At 74.3% G+C, this 15,670-nt stretch carries 15 protein-coding genes; 4 read left to right on the top strand and 11 right to left on the bottom strand.

What is annotated here, in order from left to right:
- Positions 1-49: 49 nt before the first annotated feature.
- Positions 50-724 (top strand): class I SAM-dependent methyltransferase, encoded by a 675-nt coding sequence (locus tag Pdca_RS11770; protein ID WP_085915318.1) that lies wholly within the window; start codon positions 50-52, stop codon positions 722-724.
- A 108-nt stretch (positions 725-832) separates the two neighbouring features.
- Here Pdca_RS11770 and Pdca_RS11765 read toward each other — a convergent pair whose 3' ends face one another.
- The 6 genes from Pdca_RS11765 to Pdca_RS11740 form a co-directional block, all read right to left on the bottom strand.
- Positions 833-1,753, bottom strand: a complete 921-nt coding sequence (locus Pdca_RS11765; protein ID WP_085915319.1) for an SIP domain-containing protein — start codon at positions 1,751-1,753, stop codon at positions 833-835.
- Entirely contained in the window at positions 1,750-2,430 is a 681-nt protein-coding gene (locus tag Pdca_RS11760; protein ID WP_085915320.1) for an isochorismatase family protein, read from the bottom strand. The genes Pdca_RS11765 and Pdca_RS11760 overlap by 4 nt, the downstream gene beginning before the upstream one ends.
- A 25-nt stretch (positions 2,431-2,455) precedes the next feature.
- Positions 2,456-3,664, bottom strand: a complete 1,209-nt coding sequence (locus tag Pdca_RS11755) for an isochorismate synthase (RefSeq protein ID WP_232021533.1) — start codon at positions 3,662-3,664, stop codon at positions 2,456-2,458.
- A 57-nt stretch (positions 3,665-3,721) separates the two neighbouring features.
- Positions 3,722-5,026: a lysine N(6)-hydroxylase/L-ornithine N(5)-oxygenase family protein gene (locus tag Pdca_RS11750; protein WP_232021532.1), complete on the bottom strand. Its 1,305-nt coding sequence runs from the start codon at positions 5,024-5,026 to the stop codon at positions 3,722-3,724.
- A complete protein-coding gene (locus tag Pdca_RS11745; protein ID WP_085915321.1) occupies positions 5,019-5,255 on the bottom strand; it encodes an MbtH family protein in 237 nt (78 codons plus the stop codon). The genes Pdca_RS11750 and Pdca_RS11745 overlap by 8 nt, the downstream gene beginning before the upstream one ends.
- Positions 5,256-5,500: 245 nt before the next feature.
- Positions 5,501-5,767 (bottom strand): GlsB/YeaQ/YmgE family stress response membrane protein, encoded by a 267-nt coding sequence (locus tag Pdca_RS11740; RefSeq protein WP_085915322.1) that lies wholly within the window; start codon positions 5,765-5,767, stop codon positions 5,501-5,503.
- Positions 5,768-5,987: 220 nt separating this feature from the next.
- Between Pdca_RS11740 and Pdca_RS11735 the strand changes: the two genes are divergently transcribed.
- On the top strand, positions 5,988-7,073 hold the full coding sequence (locus Pdca_RS11735) for an isopenicillin N synthase family dioxygenase (protein WP_085915323.1): 1,086 nt from the start codon (positions 5,988-5,990) through the stop codon (positions 7,071-7,073).
- Positions 7,074-7,368: 295 nt separating this feature from the next.
- On the opposite strand, the gene Pdca_RS11730 is transcribed toward Pdca_RS11735, so the two are convergent.
- Genes Pdca_RS11730 through Pdca_RS11715 form a run of 4 tightly spaced genes read right to left on the bottom strand, consistent with a single transcriptional unit; the run spans position 7,369 to position 9,908 of the window.
- Positions 7,369-7,803, bottom strand: a complete 435-nt coding sequence (locus tag Pdca_RS11730; RefSeq protein WP_085915355.1) for a GlcG/HbpS family heme-binding protein — start codon at positions 7,801-7,803, stop codon at positions 7,369-7,371.
- Between the two features lie 34 nt (positions 7,804-7,837).
- A complete protein-coding gene (locus Pdca_RS11725; RefSeq protein ID WP_085915356.1) occupies positions 7,838-8,260 on the bottom strand; it encodes a nitroreductase/quinone reductase family protein in 423 nt (140 codons plus the stop codon).
- A gap of 13 nt (positions 8,261-8,273) precedes the next feature.
- Complete coding sequence (locus Pdca_RS11720) at positions 8,274-8,987, bottom strand: M50 family metallopeptidase (protein ID WP_085915324.1); 714 nt, start codon at positions 8,985-8,987, stop codon at positions 8,274-8,276.
- 30 nt (positions 8,988-9,017) lie between these two features.
- Positions 9,018-9,908, bottom strand: coding sequence for a TIGR03619 family F420-dependent LLM class oxidoreductase (locus Pdca_RS11715; RefSeq protein ID WP_085915325.1), 891 nt, complete (start codon positions 9,906-9,908; stop codon positions 9,018-9,020).
- A gap of 38 nt (positions 9,909-9,946) precedes the next feature.
- Here Pdca_RS11715 and Pdca_RS11710 point away from each other — a divergent pair, with 38 nt between their 5' ends.
- Positions 9,947-10,906 carry a MerR family transcriptional regulator gene (locus Pdca_RS11710; RefSeq protein ID WP_232021531.1) on the top strand — a complete coding sequence of 320 codons (960 nt, stop codon included), beginning with the start codon at positions 9,947-9,949 and terminating at the stop codon, positions 10,904-10,906.
- Here the strand turns inward: Pdca_RS11710 and Pdca_RS11705 are convergent.
- The gene (locus tag Pdca_RS11705) at positions 10,888-13,920 is read right to left on the bottom strand and encodes a bifunctional [glutamine synthetase] adenylyltransferase/[glutamine synthetase]-adenylyl-L-tyrosine phosphorylase (protein WP_085915327.1); all 3,033 of its coding nucleotides are present in this window, start codon (positions 13,918-13,920) and stop codon (positions 10,888-10,890) included. The two genes, Pdca_RS11710 and Pdca_RS11705, sit on opposite strands and share 19 nt — an antisense overlap.
- A gap of 134 nt (positions 13,921-14,054) precedes the next feature.
- On the opposite strand from Pdca_RS11705, the gene Pdca_RS11700 reads away from it, so the two are divergent.
- On the top strand, positions 14,055-15,266 hold the full coding sequence (locus tag Pdca_RS11700; RefSeq protein ID WP_085915328.1) for an FAD-dependent monooxygenase: 1,212 nt from the start codon (positions 14,055-14,057) through the stop codon (positions 15,264-15,266).
- The last annotated feature ends 404 nt before the right edge of the window (positions 15,267-15,670 follow it).

Genomic DNA, 15,670 nt, shown 5'->3' with positions numbered 1-15,670 from the left:
ACGTCGAGGGCCCACCCGTGACCGGGCCGCAGGCGGGCACACTGGCGCCATGCCTGCACGGACCGCCTACCACGGCAGCCTCGGCGACCTCTTCGCCCGGCACGCCGGGACCAGCCCCTACAACGCGGCCGTCGACCGGCCGGCGATGATCGAGCTGGCCGGCCCGGTCGCCGGTCTGACCGTGCTGGACGTGGGCTGCGGGGCCGGGCACCACGCGGCCGAGCTCGGGGCACGCGGCGCACGGATGATCGGGTTCGACGGCAGCGAGACGCTGCTCGGACACGCGCGGCGCCGGCTGGGTGATGCCGCGGAGCTCCACCTGCACGACGCCGAGGAACCGCTGCACTTCCTGCCGGACGGCAGTGTCGACGGGGTGCTCTGCGCGCTGGTCTACCACCACGTGTCCCGTCGTCGCGAGCTGCTGGCGGAGCTCCGGCGGGTGCTCCGGCCGGGTGGCTGGCTGCTCGTGTCCACCTCCCACCCGGCGGGCGACTGGCAGCACTTCGGCGACTCGTACTTCTCCGAGGACTGGGTCGATCTCCCACTCGGCGACAGCGGTGAGTCGATCCACTACCAGCGGATGACCTTGGAGGTGTTCCTCGGCGAGCTGCTCGGCGCGGGATTCGCCCTGGAGCGGCTGGTGGAGCCGCGGCCCGTGGATCCGGCACTCGAGCGGCTCCGGCGGGCTCCGTCCTTCGTCGCCGTCCGGATGGTGCGTCCGTGACGCCGTAGTGCCCGGCCGCCCGGCCGCGGTACCGCGCCGGGCCGCCGGGCTGCTGGTCCGCAGTGCCACACCAGGCTGCCGCACCGGGCTGTCGGGCTGCCCGGGCCGTCACGCCACGGCCGGGACCGCCCCGTAGGGCTCCGCGACGCACCGTCCGGCCAGCGCGGGGAGCGCGGCCAGGGCCTCACCCAGCGCATGCACCCGGTGCCGCTCCCCTGCCAGCCAGGCCCGCCCACGGCCGGTCCCCGGCACCGCCGCTCGGACAGCACGCAGCACGGGCTCGACGTCGCCGGTGTGCACGAACACGGTCGTGAGGTCGGCAGCGGTCGGCAGCAGCTGTTCCTCCGCCGCGTCCGGAACCACCGCGACCACGACCGCCCGGTCCGCCGCCCCCAGGGCGGCCACCCGGGCCGCGAGCGCCGGCTGCGCCGGATGGTCGGCGACCAGCAGCGTCCAGTCCGCTGGACCGCCGGGCAGCTCCGGCACCCCGTGCGGCCCGTCGAGGAGGACCTCGGCACCACGGCGGACACCGCCCGCCCAGCGGCCGAGCGGACCCTGGTCGTGGACGACCAGATCGACGTCCACCTCGCCGCTGGCGGGGTGCGGGTGCACGGTGACCGGCCGCGCCTCGGCGATCCCGTCGGCGCGCAGCAGCGCGTACGCGCCGGGCCGGGCACCGGCGAACCGCGCCGCACGGTCGTCCAGGGTGACCCGGACCATCCGCGGGGTGAGCTGCTCGATCCGCAGGACGGTCGTGGTCAGCGGGCCGGCCGTGCCGGGAGCCGGATCCGCGCTGGGCGCCCCGGCGCGGAGCAGCTCCAGCCACCCGGCGAGGGTGGGCCGCTCGGCGAGGCCGACCAGGTCGACGTCGAACCCGGCGCTCTGCCAGCGCTCGACGAGCAGCATCAGCCGGACCGAGTCGATGCCCAGGTCGAGCAGGTCCTCCGCCGGGCCGACGCCGTCGAGCCCGCCGGGGAACACCGCCGTCACCTCCGCGTGCAGCCATTCCGGTCCGGGTGACGCGGTCACCGGCCCTCCGCCGGCACCGGGGCCAGCGCGGCCGACACCTCGGCCAGCGAGGTCACCACGCCGCACCGGCGGGCCACCCAGTCGATCGCGGTGTCGTGGTCGGCCCGGGAGAAGTCGGCGACGCCGTCGCCGACCAGGAACGGCTGGACGTCGAGCATGAACGCCTCGATCGCGGTGGCCAGGCAGCCGATCGAGGCGTACACCCCGGTGATCAGCAGCTGGTCGCGTCCGAGCCGGGTCAGCTCGGCGCGCAGCGGGGTGCGCTGGAAGGCGCTGTAGCGCCACTTGACCAGCTGCAGGTCGCCCGGCTCCGGAGCCACCTCGTCGACGATCGCCTCCAGCTCCGGTGCGGTGTCGACGACCCCACCGATACCGGCACCCCACATGTCGGTGAGCAGGCCGCGTTCCTGCGGGGTCTGCCGGCCCGGCTGCGCGGTGTAGATCACCGGGACACCCGCGGCGCGGCAGTTCCGCACCAGTGCGGCCAGCCCGGTCAGCAGGCCGGGCAGCGGCCGGTCGCCGGGGCCGAACGGGCGCAGGAAGTACCGCTGCATGTCGTGCACCAGCAGGGCGGCCCGGCGCGGATCGGGCCGCCAGCCGACCCGGCCCGGGGGGAAGTCCGCCGGGTCCGGCGGGTCGTACGGGTCGATCCGTCCGAGGGAACGTCCGGTGGTCATGCGTCCAGCCCTTCTCCGGTGGTGCTCACGGCTCGGCGTCCAGTCCGACGGCGGCGAGGAACGTCCGGAACTTCGCCCGCGTCTCGGCCAGCTCCGCGGCCGGCTCGGAGCCGGCGACGATGCCGCCGCCCGCATAGAGGCGCAGTGCCGCGCCCCGGACCTCGGCGCAGCGCAGGACGATCGCCCACTCCCCGTCGCCGTGCTCGTCGGTCCACCCGACGACACCGGTGTAGTAGCGGCGGTCGTAGCCCTCCGCCGTCGCGATCAGCCCGGTCGCGGTGGCGAGCGGCACCCCGCCGACGGCCGGTGTGGGATGCAGCGCCTGCGCGATGTCGAGTGACCCGGTCTCCGGGTCCCGCACCGTCCCGGTGACCCGGGTCGAGAGGTGCCACATCGACGGCGTCCGCACCAGCACCGGCTCCGGCGGCACCACGAGGTCCGCGCAGAGCGGGGCCAGCCGGGCAGCGAGATCATCGACGACGGCCCGGTGCTCCCGGCGGTCCTTCTCCGACGCGACGAGCGCGGCGGCCCGCGCACGGTCGGTGACCGGGTCCGGATGCCGCGGGGCGGAACCGGCGAGCGGATTGGAGACCACCGCGCTCCCCCGCCGGGACACCAGCAGCTCCGGGCTGGCGCCCACCAGCATCCTGGTCCCGGGCTCGCCGGGATCGGAGACGTCCGCGGCGAACACGTGCCCGCAGGCGTTGCGGTCGGCCAGCCGGCGCAGCAGCGACCCGATCGGGACCGGCCCGTCGCCGGTCAGGTCGAGCGCCCGGGACAGCACGACCTTCTCCAGTTCACCGGCACCGATCGCGCGGACGGCGGCCTCGACGCCGGCCAGGTACTCCTCGACCGGCGGGGTGTGGGCCACCCGCCAGCGTCCGGGCAGTGGCGGCGGGACCCCGGGCAACCACCGCGGCGGACGCCCCCGGACCACCTGCTGCGGCACCAGCAACCGCGCCGGGGTGGCCGGATCGAAGCCGAGTGCACCGACGACGACCGGATCGGCGATCCCGCGGGCGCGGGCCACCGTGAGCAGCGACGACGCGGCGTCCGACCAGCGGGCGACGGGCCCGGCGTGGTCGGATGCGACGGCGGTGCCGCGGGCCAGCAGGCTCCGGTAGGGCGAGGAGAAGAAGTAGTCCCCGTGCCGGTAGCCGGGCAGTGGCGACGGCGCCGGCTCGGCCGCCGGCCGCTCCGCGGTCGCGGCGGGCACGGAACGCTGGTCGGTCACGGGAGCGGGTCTCCTTCCCCGGTGGGCCGGTGGCCGGCGACGTGGGCCGGCGGCCGCTCAGACGGCGAGCGCACGGGCGGGCCGGATGCCGGATCCCGCGGTGCCCCGCAGGTCGAGCACCGCATCGAGGATCTCGCCGCTGCGGACGGCGACGTTCGACAGCAGCGTGGACGCCAGTCCGTGGGTGTGCTCGGTCGCACCCTGGACGAACACCGGGGCATCGGTACCGCGCACCGGCAGCCGGTAGTTCCGGCCGATCGGGATCCGGCCGCACTCGTCCCGGTGCACCGTGAGCCCGCCCCCGAGGAACCGGGCCGGGTCCCCGGAGCGGTATCCGGTGGCGAAGACGACCGCGTCCGCCCGCAGGTCCGAGACCACGCCGTCCACCCCCGAGCGGACGGTCACATCGGCGCCGCGCTCGTTCGCGGCCAGCGCGACGACCTCGCTCATCCGGTGGAAGTGCAGGCGTTCACGCCCGGCGACCCGCTCGGCGTAGTGCGTCTCGTACAGCTCGCCGATCAGGTCCGGATCGACCACCGAGTAGTTGGTGTTGCGGTGCCGCTCGGTGATCCGCTGCCGGAGTTCGGGGGTGCTGCGGTGGAAGTCGTCCACCGCGTCCGGGTCGAACACCCGGTTGGCGAAGGGGCTGTCGTCGGCCGGGCTGTAGCCCCAGCGTCCGAACACCGCGTGCACCTGCGCGCCGGGGAAGCTGCGGTGCAGGTACTCGACCGACTCGGCCGCGCTCTGCCCGGCGCCCACGACCACGAACCGGCGTGCGTCGTCCCCGAGGTCGGCGACGAGCCGCTCGACGTTCGGGACCAGGTCGCGGTTGTGCCAGACCCGGTCGCCGAGGGTGACGCCGTCGGGCAGGTGCGGGGCCAGCCCGGTCGCGATCACCACCGCGCGGGCGCGGTAGCGGACGACGGCACCGGCCCGGCGGGCCTCGATCTCCAGTACCGGCCCGGCGGGGCGGACCGCGGTGACCTCGGTGCCGTAGTCCACGACGTCGTCGAGCCGGGCCGCCGCCCAGCCGAGGTAGTCGTGGTACTCCAGCCGGGTCGGGAAGAACGTCTGCCGGTTGAGGAAGTCGATCAGCCTCCCCCGGTCCGCGAGATAGTTGAGGAACCCGAAGCTGCTGCTCGGGTTACGGACCGTCGCGAGGTCCTTCACGAAGTTGACCTGCATCCGGGCGCCCGGGATCAGCATCCCGCCGTGCCACCCGAACCGGGCCTGGCGTTCGAGGAAGCGGACCGAGAGCGGCTCGGCGTGCTCGGTCGCGGCGACGGCCAGTGCGAGGTTTCCCGGCCCGAAACCGATCCCGACGACGTCGAGGATCGGCCCGGCGCCGCCGATCTCACCCACCGGCGTGCTCGCCCGCGTCGCGCTCCATCCGCTCGACCAGACTTCTCGGGCGCATGTCGGTCCATACCTGCTCGATGTGGTCGAGCACGTCCTGCCGGGGGCCGGGGCCGTACGCCACGGTCCAGCCGGACGGGACCTCGGCGAACGTCGGCCAGAGCGAGTACTGGCCCTCGTCGTTCACGAGGGCGTGGAACTCGCCGTCCTCGTCGTCAAACGGGTTCGTCGACATCAGTTGCAACTCCAGAGAGCGAGACGCTGTGACACTGTGCTTGACGTAGGGAACCCTAAGCTCTCATGTGGTCAGGTTTAGTTAGGCCAATCCGGTGATAGGTGGATCACGGCGTCGGAGTGACGAACTCGGAAGTTCGGGATCCCTCCCCCGGACCGGTCCGGACGTCGACCGACCCCGGACACACCTCGGCGCCGCCCGGCAGAGCCGGACGGCGCCGAATGAGCTGGGAGGTGCGTCTGGCGTCAGGCCTTGACGCGACGTCCGACCACGACCCGGTAGATACCCAGCAGGAGCAATGAGCCGAGGATCGCAACGATCCAGGTCTGGAAGCTCCAGAAAGTGTCCAAACCGATGCCGAAGATCGCGCTGCCCAGGAACCCGCCGACGAGCGCACCAGCCACGCCGATGCCGAGGGTCACGAAGATGCCACCCGGGTCCTTGCCCGGCATAATCGCCTTGGCGATCGCCCCTGCGAGCAGTCCCAGCACGATCCATCCGATGATGCCCATTTTCAGTCCTCCCCTTGCCGATCTGCCCCTGTGGCAGACCAGGATGATCACTGGTCCAAGCTGCCATGGAGTGACCAGTGGAACGCCGATCGAAACGTTGCCGAGCGTAAACCTCCGCACAGGCCCCGGCATGCAGGAAACGCCCCGGCACACCCGATCCGGGGTCCCCGGATCGATATGAGGGTCGTCCCGGATGCGCGGACCGGGGAGGATGGTGGCCATGACCGGGCTGACCACCGCGAACGACCCCGTCCCGACGTTGCGACTGGACCGCGCACGCCGACCGGACGGGAGCTTCGACCCCGCGTTCACCGACGCGCTGCGGGACGCACTGCACCGGATCGGGTTCCTGCGGCTGCACGGCTTCGGCGTGGCCCCCGGCCAGGTCGCGGAGCTGATGGCGGCGGCGGGCGCGTTCTTCGATCTGCCGCCCGAGCAGCGCCTGGCGCTGGACAACCGGGAGTCCCCGCACTTCCGCGGCTACACCCGGCTGGGTCACGAGATCACCGCCGGCCGGCCGGACGCCCGCGAGCAGATCGACTTCGGCCCGGAGCTCCCGGCCCGGCCGCGCGCCGAGTGGGACGAGCCCTACCAGCTGCTCGAGGGCCCCAACCGGTGGCCGGACGACACCGTCCCGCAGCTGCGCGAACGGGCGCACGACTGGGCCGATCTGATGTCGCGGGTCGCCACCGAGCTGACCCGGGCACTCGCGGCCGGGCTCGGACTGCCCGAGGACCACTTCGATCCGCTGTTCACCGGTGAGCCGCACTGGTTCGGCAAGGTCATCCGGTACGTCGGCCCGCCGGCGGGCGAGACGCTCACACCGGACGCACAGGGTGTCGGGCCGCACGCCGACTGGGGATTCCTCACCCTGCTGCTGCAGGACCCGGAGGGCCCGGCCGCCGGGCTCCAGGCGCGCCCTCCCGGCTCGGACTGGGTGGACGTGCCACCGCACGGGGACTCGCTGGTGATCAACGTCGGCGAGATGCTGGAGGTCGCGACCGACGGCTACCTGGTCGCGACCCCGCACCGGGTGCTGGCCTGCGGGCCCGGCACCACCCGGCAGTCGGTCGGGTTCTTCTGGTCCCCCCGGCTCGACGCCCGACTCGATCCGGTGCCGCTGCCCGCCGACCTGGCGGCACAGGCGCCCGGCGTGCACGAGACGGCGCAGAACGCGCTGCTGCCGCGGTTCGGGGACAACGCGCTCAAGGGATGGTTGCGTTCACATCCCGAGGTCGCGATCCGGCACCACCCCGAACTCGTCCGGACCGCCCGCGGTAGCGTGGACGCAGAATCGGTCCAGTGATCCGCTCGCGAACCGCGTGAGCGGAGACGTTGACAGAGAGCCGAGCCACTGGTTGACTCGCAGGTACCGTGTTCCACGTCACACCGCGTGACGGCTGTACCGGCCTGACCACGAACGTGACGGACCGCCGGCGTACGTCCCGGCCACCACCACGCGATGACCCGCACGCGCTACTCCACGAGTGCGCGTGCCCACGCACGTGCACGATCCTTCCTCGGCGGCAGGATCGTGTCCCCTCCGCGCCCCCGGGCTGACCTAGTCGCCCGGGGGTGCGGCTCGTTCGGGGCCGCCCGTCCTACTCGGCGCCGGTGACGGCGACCAGCCCGGCGGCCTCGATCCCGGCCAGCGCGGCCGCCTCGTCGTTCAGCGAGGCGTCACCGGTCACGCCGACCGCACCGAGCAGCGCACCGGACTCGTCCTTCACGAACACACCGCCCGGCACGGAGAGGATCTTTCCGCCGGCCAGGTTGGCGACCGAGGTGAAGAACTCCGGCGAGTCGGCCGCCCGAGCCGCGATGGCGCGGTTGGTCATCCCCAGCGCCAGCACCCCGCTGGCCTTGCCGATCGCGAGATCGGGCCGCAGGAAGCCGGAGCCGTCCTGGCGGGCCAGTGCGACAACGGCGCCACCCGGGTCGAGCACCGCGACCGTCAGCGGGTTGAAGCCCTGCTCGGTGCCGTGCTGCAACGCCGCGGCCGTGATGGTCTGTGCCTGCTCGAGGGTGATCGTCATGTCCAGCACCTTGCCATCACCGGTCCGTGGATGCTCAGCGCGGGGTGAGCGCCAGCAGCGGGATCGTGCGGTCGGTCCGGCGCTCGTACTCGGCGAACGCCTCGTTGTCGTCGGTGATCCGGGTCCAGATCCGGTCCCGGTGCTCGCCGGTCAGCTCACTCGTGCGCACCGTGACGGTGTCGACCCGGCCCGCGCCGTCCGAGACCTCGACGACGGTGTCCGGGTTCGCCTTCAGGTTGTGGTACCAGGCCGGGTGGTCCGGCGCGCCCGCGTTGGACGCCACGATCACGTAGCTCCCGCCGTCGGCGAACCAGCGCAGCGGGGTGATGCGTTCGGTGCCGCTCCTCGCCCCCACGTGGTGGACCAGTGCCATCGGCAGGCCGGTGAAGGGCTCGCCCACCCGGCCGTCGTTCTCCCGGAACTCGCGGATCACACGACTGTTGAAATCCTCTGCCATGCCGGCGATCCCATCACGCCGGGGCACCTCCCGGCGCGAACACCACCCATCCGGCAGCCGCCGTCGCCAGCACCGAGGCGAGCACGAAGAACGCCGCCCAGGCGCCCCCGGACAGCGGGGTCAGCTCGGCGAGCCGGTCGGCATCGGAGTGACGCAGCCGCCCGCCGCGCCGGCCGCGGCGCAGCTCGACGCACGCCTTCACCCCGCCGAAGAGCAGGAACCAGCTCAGCGCCGCGGCGAACCCGGTGCGCAGGTCCTCCTCGGCCCGCACCGCGACCAGTACCAGCAGCGCGCCGGTGGCGACGACCGCGAGCCCGCCGTAGATGTTGCGGATCTGCAGCAGCGTCGCCGCGAGCAGCACCGTCCCGATCCACAGCATCGCGCCGGCGGCGTCGGCGCCCACCAGCACCGCACCACCGAGCCCGAGCAGCGGTGGGAAGAGATACCCGGCGAGGAACATCGCAACCACCCCGGGCCCGCGCCCCGCACCGGTCGAGTAGGTGACGCCGGAGGAGTCCGCGTGCAGCCGGATGCCGGTCAGTCCGCGGCCGACCAACACCGCGACCAGGGCGTGCCCGCCCTCGTGCGCGATCGTCACCGCGGTCCGGGTGAGCCGCCAGGTCGGCCGCCACGCCACCACCGCCAGCGCGAGTAGCGCCGCCAGCAGGGACGCGGGCCGGGCGGCGACCAGCTCGTAGCCTCGCGTGATCAACTCCAGGGGGGCCACCCGACCAGTGAACCAGTGGGCGTGACCCGATCAGACGGCGGCCAGGATCTCCTCGACGGCCCGCAGCGCGTCCGCACCGCCGGCGCCCGCGCCCGGCAGGTACATCAGGTCGACGAAGGCGTGCGGGACCGCGGTGTCCTCGCGGACCCGGCGCAGCGTCGCCGCCGCGTCGGCGGTGGTCGATCCCGGTGGCAGGTTGATCCGCAGCACGGCATCGATCCCGGCCGGGTCGCGCCCGGCGTCGGCCGCGGCGGCGCGCAGCTCCGCCCACGGCGCCGAGACGGCCGCGCTCAGGTCCCGGACCTGTGGTGTCACCACGGGCAGGAACCCGTCGGCGTGCAGTGCGATCCGGCGGCGGGCCCGTGGCGCCCACCCGGCCAGGTACACCGGGATGCCGTGCGGCTTCACCTGCACGTGCGACGGCGCGATGGTGGCCGCCGGACCGTCGTGAGCGACCGGATCGTCGTTCCACCAGGCGTCGAGCACCTCGAGTGCCTCGTCGAGACGGTCCCCGCGGCGTGCCATCGGCACGCCGACCGCGGCGTACTCCTCCGGTGACCAGCCGGTGCCCAGGCCCAGCAGCAGCCGCCCGCCGGAGAGCCGGTCCACGGTGAGCGCGTGCCGGGCGAGCAGCGCAGGCGGGTACCACGGCGCGTTCAGCGTGCTGGTACCCAGCTGCACGCCGGTGGTGACGGCGGCCGCCGCCGTCAGCAGCCCGAGCGGATCGAGCGAGGCCCGGAACTGCTCGGGAACGGTGTCGGTGCCGCCGTAGCCGACCGACGGCTCGACCGCGGTCAGCAGCCGGTCCCCCGCCCACAGGCTCGCCGCGCCGAGCTCCTCGGCCCCGGCCGCGAACAGCATCGTCTCGTCGGCCCGGGCGGCGGCCGCACCGAACTGCGGCAGGCCGAATCCGATTCGCACTTGACCTCCAGTAACTGGAACCCGCGATGCTGTCCTCCGTGACCGCACCGCACACCGGAGATCATCCCGTGTCCCTGACGATCGGCCTGCTGGCCCGGCGGACCGGGGTGTCGGTACGCACGATCCGCTTCTGGTCGGACGAGGGGCTGGTGCCCTCCGACCGGAGCGTCTCGGGCCACCGGGTGTACGACGCGGCCGCTGTGGCCCGCCTCGACCTGGTCCGGACCCTGCGCGAGCTGGGGCTGGGCCTGGACGACGTGCGTTCCGTGCTGTCCCGCCGCCGAGGGGTCGGCGAGGTGGCGCAGGCGCACGTGCGGGCGCTGGAGAGCCGGATCCGCGAGCTGAAGGCGCAGCGCGCGGTGTGCGTGCTGCTCGCGCGATCCGGCTCATCCGGCCCCACCGACCCCATCGAGCCCGATGAGAGGACCGTGACCCTGATGAACGATCTCGCCCGGCTGTCCGTCACCCAGCGGCAGAACCTGATCGACGAGTTCGTGACCGAGACCTTCGCCGGAACCGACCCGGACGCCCCGGGTGCCGGCATCGCCGCCGGGATGCGGGCGCTGCCGTCCGAGTTACCCGACGATCCGACGCCCGAACAGGTCGGGGCGTGGGTGGAGCTCGCCGAGCTGGTCGCCGATCCCGGCTTCCGGGCCCGCTGCCGGGAGATGGCGGTCGCCGGATCCGATGCCACCGCCGAGCACCGGCAGCTGGATCCGGCCGCCGTGATCGAGCACGCCGGGCGTGCCGAGGCCGCGGGGATCGACCCGGCGTCCGCCGAGGGTGCCGCCGTGCTCGCCCGGATCCCCGATGTCGACGGGCTCGGCCCCGCCGAGCGGATCCGGACGGCGGAGACCATCGAGCTGTTCTCCGACCGGCGTGTCGAGCGCTACTGGACGCTGCTCGGCACGCTCAACGGCTGGCCCGCCCGGGAGCCGGCGATCCCGGCGTTCGAGTGGGTGGCACGCGCGCTGCGCGCTCAGCCCTCCCAGCCGTAGAACACCCGCTCGACGACGGCGCGGGCCCGCCGGGTGATGCGCCGGTAGTCGTCGAGGAACACGCCCGGATCGCCGCCCGCCGGATAGCCGAGCGCGGCGGCGACCGCGACCAGCTCCCGCCCCGAACGCGGGAGCTGGTCGCCGGGCTTGCCCTTGACCAGCATGATCGCGTTCCGGGCGCTGGTCGCGGTGCGCCAGCCCTCCTCGAGCTCCTGTGCGTCGCCGTCGTCGATCAGGCCGGCCTCGGCGGCCTCCCGCAGCCCGTCCAGGGTCGAGGTGGTCCGCAGCTCCGGCAGGTCACCGGCGTGCTGCAGCTGCAGCAGCTGCACCGTCCACTCGACGTCGGCGAGCCCGCCCAGCCCGAGCTTGGTGTGCGTGGACCGGTCCGCGCCGCGCGGCAGCCGCTCGGCGTCCACCCGGGCCTTGATCCGGCGGATCTCGGCGACCGAGGAGGCGGCGATCCCGTCGGCCGGGTAGCGGATCGGGTCGATCATCGCGGTGAACTCCCGGCCGAGCATGCGATCCCCGGCGATCGGGCGGGCCCGCAGCAGTGCCTGGGCCTCCCACACCTCGCCCCAGCGGGCGTAGTACTCGCGGTACGACGCCAGCGTGCGCACCATCGGGCCGGACCGGCCCTCCGGGCGCAGGTCGGCGTCCACCGGCAGCGCCGGGTCCGGGCTGGGCGACTCGAGCAGCCTGCGCACCTTCTCCACCACCCGGGTCGCCCACCGGACGGCGTCGTGGTCGCTGACGCCCTCGGCGGGAGCGCAGACGTACATCACGTCGGCGTCGCTGCCGTAGCTGGACTCGCCGCCGCCGAGCCGGCCCATCCCGATCACCGAGAGGACGGCCATCCGCTCCTGCTCGGCCCGCAGCACGGCGTCCAGCGTCGAGGCGATCACCGCCTCGTTCACCGAGTTCAGCGCCGCGAAGACCGCGTCGACCTCGACCAGGCCCAGCAGATCGGCGCAGGCGATACGGAGCATCTCGTGTCGCCGGTAGGAGCGCGCCGAGGCGACCGCGGCCTCGGGTGAGCTCTGCCGGGCGACCGTGGTGCGCAGCGCCACCGACACCTCTGCCGGGTCCCTGGTGAGCTCCGGGCTCTGCACCCCGGAGGAGGTCGCGAGCATCCGCAGCACCTCGGGGGCCCGCTGCAGCAGGTCCGGGACCAGCGCGGACGTCCCGAGCAACGTCATCAGGCGCTGGGCGACGGCGCCCTCGTCACGGAGCAGCCGCAGGTACCAGGGGGTCGCGGCGAGTGCCTCGGACACCCGCCGGTAGGCGAGCAGCCCGCGGTCCGGGTCGGGGCTGTGGGACAGCTCGTCGAGCAGCACCGGCAGCAGCGCACGCTGGATCGACGCGGCCCGCGACACCCCGCCGGTGAGCCCCCGCAGGTGCCCGAGCGCGCCTTCCGGCGACGCCCAGCCGAGCGCCTTCAGCCGGGCCTTCGCGGCGTCCGGCGACAGGACGGCGTCCGCCTCCTCCCCCGCCAGCCGGGAGACCGCGGAGAGCAGCGGCCGGTAGAACAGCTTCTCGTGCAACCGGCTGACCCGCCGGGCGTTGCGCTGCCACTCGGTGACCAGCACCCCTACGACGTCGCGCCTGCCGTCCGCCCGGATCCGCGCCGAGCGGGCCAGCCAGCGCAGCGCGTCGGTGTCGTCGGCGGCGGGCAGCAGGTGGGTGCGGCGCAGCTTCTGCAGCTGCAGGCGGTGCTCCAGCAGCCGCAGGAACCGGTACGACGCGGCGAGGTTGGCGCCGTCGTCGCGTCCGACGTAGCCACCCTCGGCGAGCGCGGCCAGCGCGTGCAGCGTGTTGCCCGAGTGCAGGGTGTCGTCGCTGCGGCCGTGCACCAGCTGCAGCAGCTGGACGGCGAACTCGACGTCGCGCAGCCCGCCCCGGCCCAGCTTCAGCTCACGTTCGCGCTGGTGGGACGGGATGTTCTCGACGACCCGGGTACGCATGGCCTGCACGTCGGCGACGAAGTCGTCGCGGGTCGACACCTGCCACACCAGCGGTGCGAGCGCGTCGACGTAGGCCTTCCCGAGTTCGGGGTCGCCGGCGATCGGGCGTGCCTTGAGCAGCGCCTGGAACTCCCAGGTCTTCGCCCAGCGCCGGTAGTAGGTGATGTGCCCGTCGAGGGTCCGGACCAGCGCGCCCTGGCGGCCCTCCGGCCGGAGGTTCGCGTCGACCTCGAAACACGCCTCCCCGGCGACCCGCATCACCCGGGAGGCGAGCTTCGTCGCGGATTGGGTCAGCTCCCCGCCGGGTTCGGCGACGAACACGACGTCGACGTCGGAGACGTAGTTCAGCTCCCGGCCGCCGCACTTGCCGAGCCCGATCACCGCCAGCCGCAGCTCGTCCGGTGGCTCCTGCTCGGCGGCGGCGACCGCGAGTGCCGCGGTCAGCGCGGCCTCGGCCAGGTCGGCGAGCTGGGCGGCGACGTCGTCGACCTCCATCACCGGCAGCGCCGGGTCGCCGACCGCGGCGAGATCGGCCGAGGCCAGCCCGAGCAGTTCGTCGCGGTAGGCGGAGCGCAGCGCGGTCACCGCCTCGGCGCCGGTGAGGGTGGCGCGGGCACCGCCCGGGGTGCCCGGGGGCGGTGCGGACGGGTCCGCGCCGACGGCCCGCAGCAGGTTCGCGGTGCGCCGGGCGAGGTCCGGCGGCGGGTTCCGGCGGTCCGGGGTGTCGGCGAGCAACTCCCACCGGTCCGGGTGGGTGATCAGGTGGTCGCCCAGCGCGGTGGACGCGCCCAGGGTCGCGAACAGCCGGCCGCGTAGTCCGCGGTCGGTGCGCAGGGTGCGGTCGACCGCGGGCCACGGCGGGGTCTGTGCGAGCCGCTCCACCGCGCGCAGCGCGAGCTCCGGATCGGGGCTGCGGGCCAGCGCCCACATGATCTCCTCGCAGCCGGCGACCGGCGCGTCACCGTCCCACCAGCCCAGTTCGCGCAGTGTCGCGTCCGCGCCCGGGCCGGTGAGGCCGAGCCGAGCCAGCGACGTCCCCGTTCGCCGATCCATCACGACTGTCGATCCTGCCCCATCACGCCCGGGTCACGGCACACGCCACCACGACCGGTCGGCGGGAACCGGCTTGCCGTGCAACGGCAGCCGGGGCACCCTCGACGGCCGGAGGCAGCAACGAGGGGGGCCGGATGCCGGACGTCGTCGTGGTCGGGGGCGGGATCGGGGGGCTGGTCACCGCGCTGGCGCTGCACCGGGTGGGGGTCGGTGTGGCCGTGTACGAGCAGGGCAGCGGACGTCGTGAGCTGGGCGTCGGGCTGAACGTGCTCCCGCACGCGGGCCGGGTGCTCGCCGATCTCGGCCTGCTCGACCGGCTCGCCGAGGCCGGAGTCCGGACCGCCGAGATGACCTACGCGCACCGCCTCGGTATGCCGGTGGTGCGCCGGCCGGTCGGTGTCGCCGCGGGTTCCGAGCTCCCGATGGTGGCCTGTCACCGTGGCCGGCTGCAGCGGATCCTGGTGGACGCGGTGCGCGAACGGCTCGGGCCGGACGCGGTCCGCACCGGGTCCCGGGTGGTCGCGGTCGATCCGGACGGCGGTGCCGTCACCCTCGCCTCCGGGGCCGTCGTCGCCGGTGACGTGCTGGTGGGCGCGGACGGGATCCACTCCGTCGTGCGGGACCGGTTGTTCCCCGACGAGGGGCCGCCGCGCTGGAACGGGGTCGCGATGTGGCGCGGGGCGACCGACTGGCCGCCGTTCCGCGGGGGCCGGTCGATGATCGTCGCCGGTGGCACCGACGCGAAGCTCGTGGTCTATCCGATCGGCCCCGGCCGGACGCCCGGCACGGTGCTGACGAACTGGGCGGTGTGCATTCGCACCGGTGTCGACGGCGGCGCTCCCCCGCAGCGCCAGGACTGGGCCCGGATCGCCGATCCGGCGGACCCGGCCCGGCACGCGCACCGGTTCCGGCAGGACGAGGTCGACCATCACGCGCTGATCGCCGGCACCGCCGAGTCGTACGAGTTCCCGATGTGCGACCGCGATCCGCTGCCGCACTGGAACCACGGCCGGACGACGCTGCTCGGCGATGCCGCGCACCCGATGTTCCCGATGGGCTCGAACGGTGCCGGCCAGGCGATCCTGGACGCCGAGGCACTGGCCCGGCACCTGGTCACCGCCGGCAGCACCGGGGCCGCGCTGCGCGCCTACCAGGACGAGCGGCTCCCGGTCACCGCCGACATCGTGCTGCGCAACCGGGCCGGTGGGCCGGAGCAGGTGATCGACGAGGTGGAGCGCCGGGCCCCGGACGGGTTCGGCGACCTGTCCGAGATCATGTCGATCGAGGAACGGGACGCGATCCTGGCCTCCTACGCCGCCGCCACCGGCGCCGCCCCGCCCCGCTGACCGGCTGCCCCACTGACCGGCCGCCCCGCTGACCGGCCGCCCCACTGACCGGCCGCCCCACTGACCGGCCGCCCCACTGACCGGCCGCCCCACTGACCGGCCGCCCCACTGACCGGCCGCCCCGCTGGCCGGCTGCCCTACTGATCGGCTGCCCCGCTGCCGGCTGATCGTCTGCCCTGCTGATCCGTCGCCTCGCCGGCTCGCCGGCCCCGCCGGCCCCGGTGCCCGCCGACGCCCCACCCGCCCCGCGCCGGTCGGGGTCGCCGCTACGGCCCCGCACGGGATTCCGCACCTCGCACGGGTTCACCTCGCTCGCACGGGTTCGGATCCCGTGCGAACGGGGTGAACCCGTGCGGACACGCAGACACCCGCGAGGGCAGAGTGGGCCCGGCGCGAACAGGCAG

It is taken from the genome of Pseudonocardia autotrophica (assembly GCF_003945385.1).
Classification (GTDB): domain Bacteria; phylum Actinomycetota; class Actinomycetes; order Mycobacteriales; family Pseudonocardiaceae; genus Pseudonocardia; species Pseudonocardia autotrophica.
Note: the sequence above shows the minus strand (reverse complement) of the source record. Positions and strands in the feature narration are given on the sequence as shown.

What these genes read in the sequence shown, in the direction of transcription:
- Pdca_RS11745 (WP_085915321.1), bottom strand. Translation starts at nt 5,255, where the DNA reads ATGTCGACGAACCCGTTTGACGACGAGGACGGCGAGTTCCACGCCCTC.
- Pdca_RS11700 (WP_085915328.1), top strand. Translation starts at nt 14,055, where the DNA reads ATGCCGGACGTCGTCGTGGTCGGGGGCGGGATCGGGGGGCTGGTCACC.
- Pdca_RS11770 (WP_085915318.1), top strand. Translation starts at nt 50, where the DNA reads ATGCCTGCACGGACCGCCTACCACGGCAGCCTCGGCGACCTCTTCGCC.
- Pdca_RS11760 (WP_085915320.1), bottom strand. Translation starts at nt 2,430, where the DNA reads ATGACCACCGGACGTTCCCTCGGACGGATCGACCCGTACGACCCGCCG.
- Pdca_RS11735 (WP_085915323.1), top strand. Translation starts at nt 5,988, where the DNA reads ATGACCGGGCTGACCACCGCGAACGACCCCGTCCCGACGTTGCGACTG.
- Pdca_RS11730 (WP_085915355.1), bottom strand. Translation starts at nt 7,803, where the DNA reads ATGACGATCACCCTCGAGCAGGCACAGACCATCACGGCCGCGGCGTTG.
- Pdca_RS11740 (WP_085915322.1), bottom strand. Translation starts at nt 5,767, where the DNA reads ATGGGCATCATCGGATGGATCGTGCTGGGACTGCTCGCAGGGGCGATC.
- Pdca_RS11705 (WP_085915327.1), bottom strand. Translation starts at nt 13,920, where the DNA reads ATGGATCGGCGAACGGGGACGTCGCTGGCTCGGCTCGGCCTCACCGGC.
- Pdca_RS11725 (WP_085915356.1), bottom strand. Translation starts at nt 8,260, where the DNA reads ATGGCAGAGGATTTCAACAGTCGTGTGATCCGCGAGTTCCGGGAGAAC.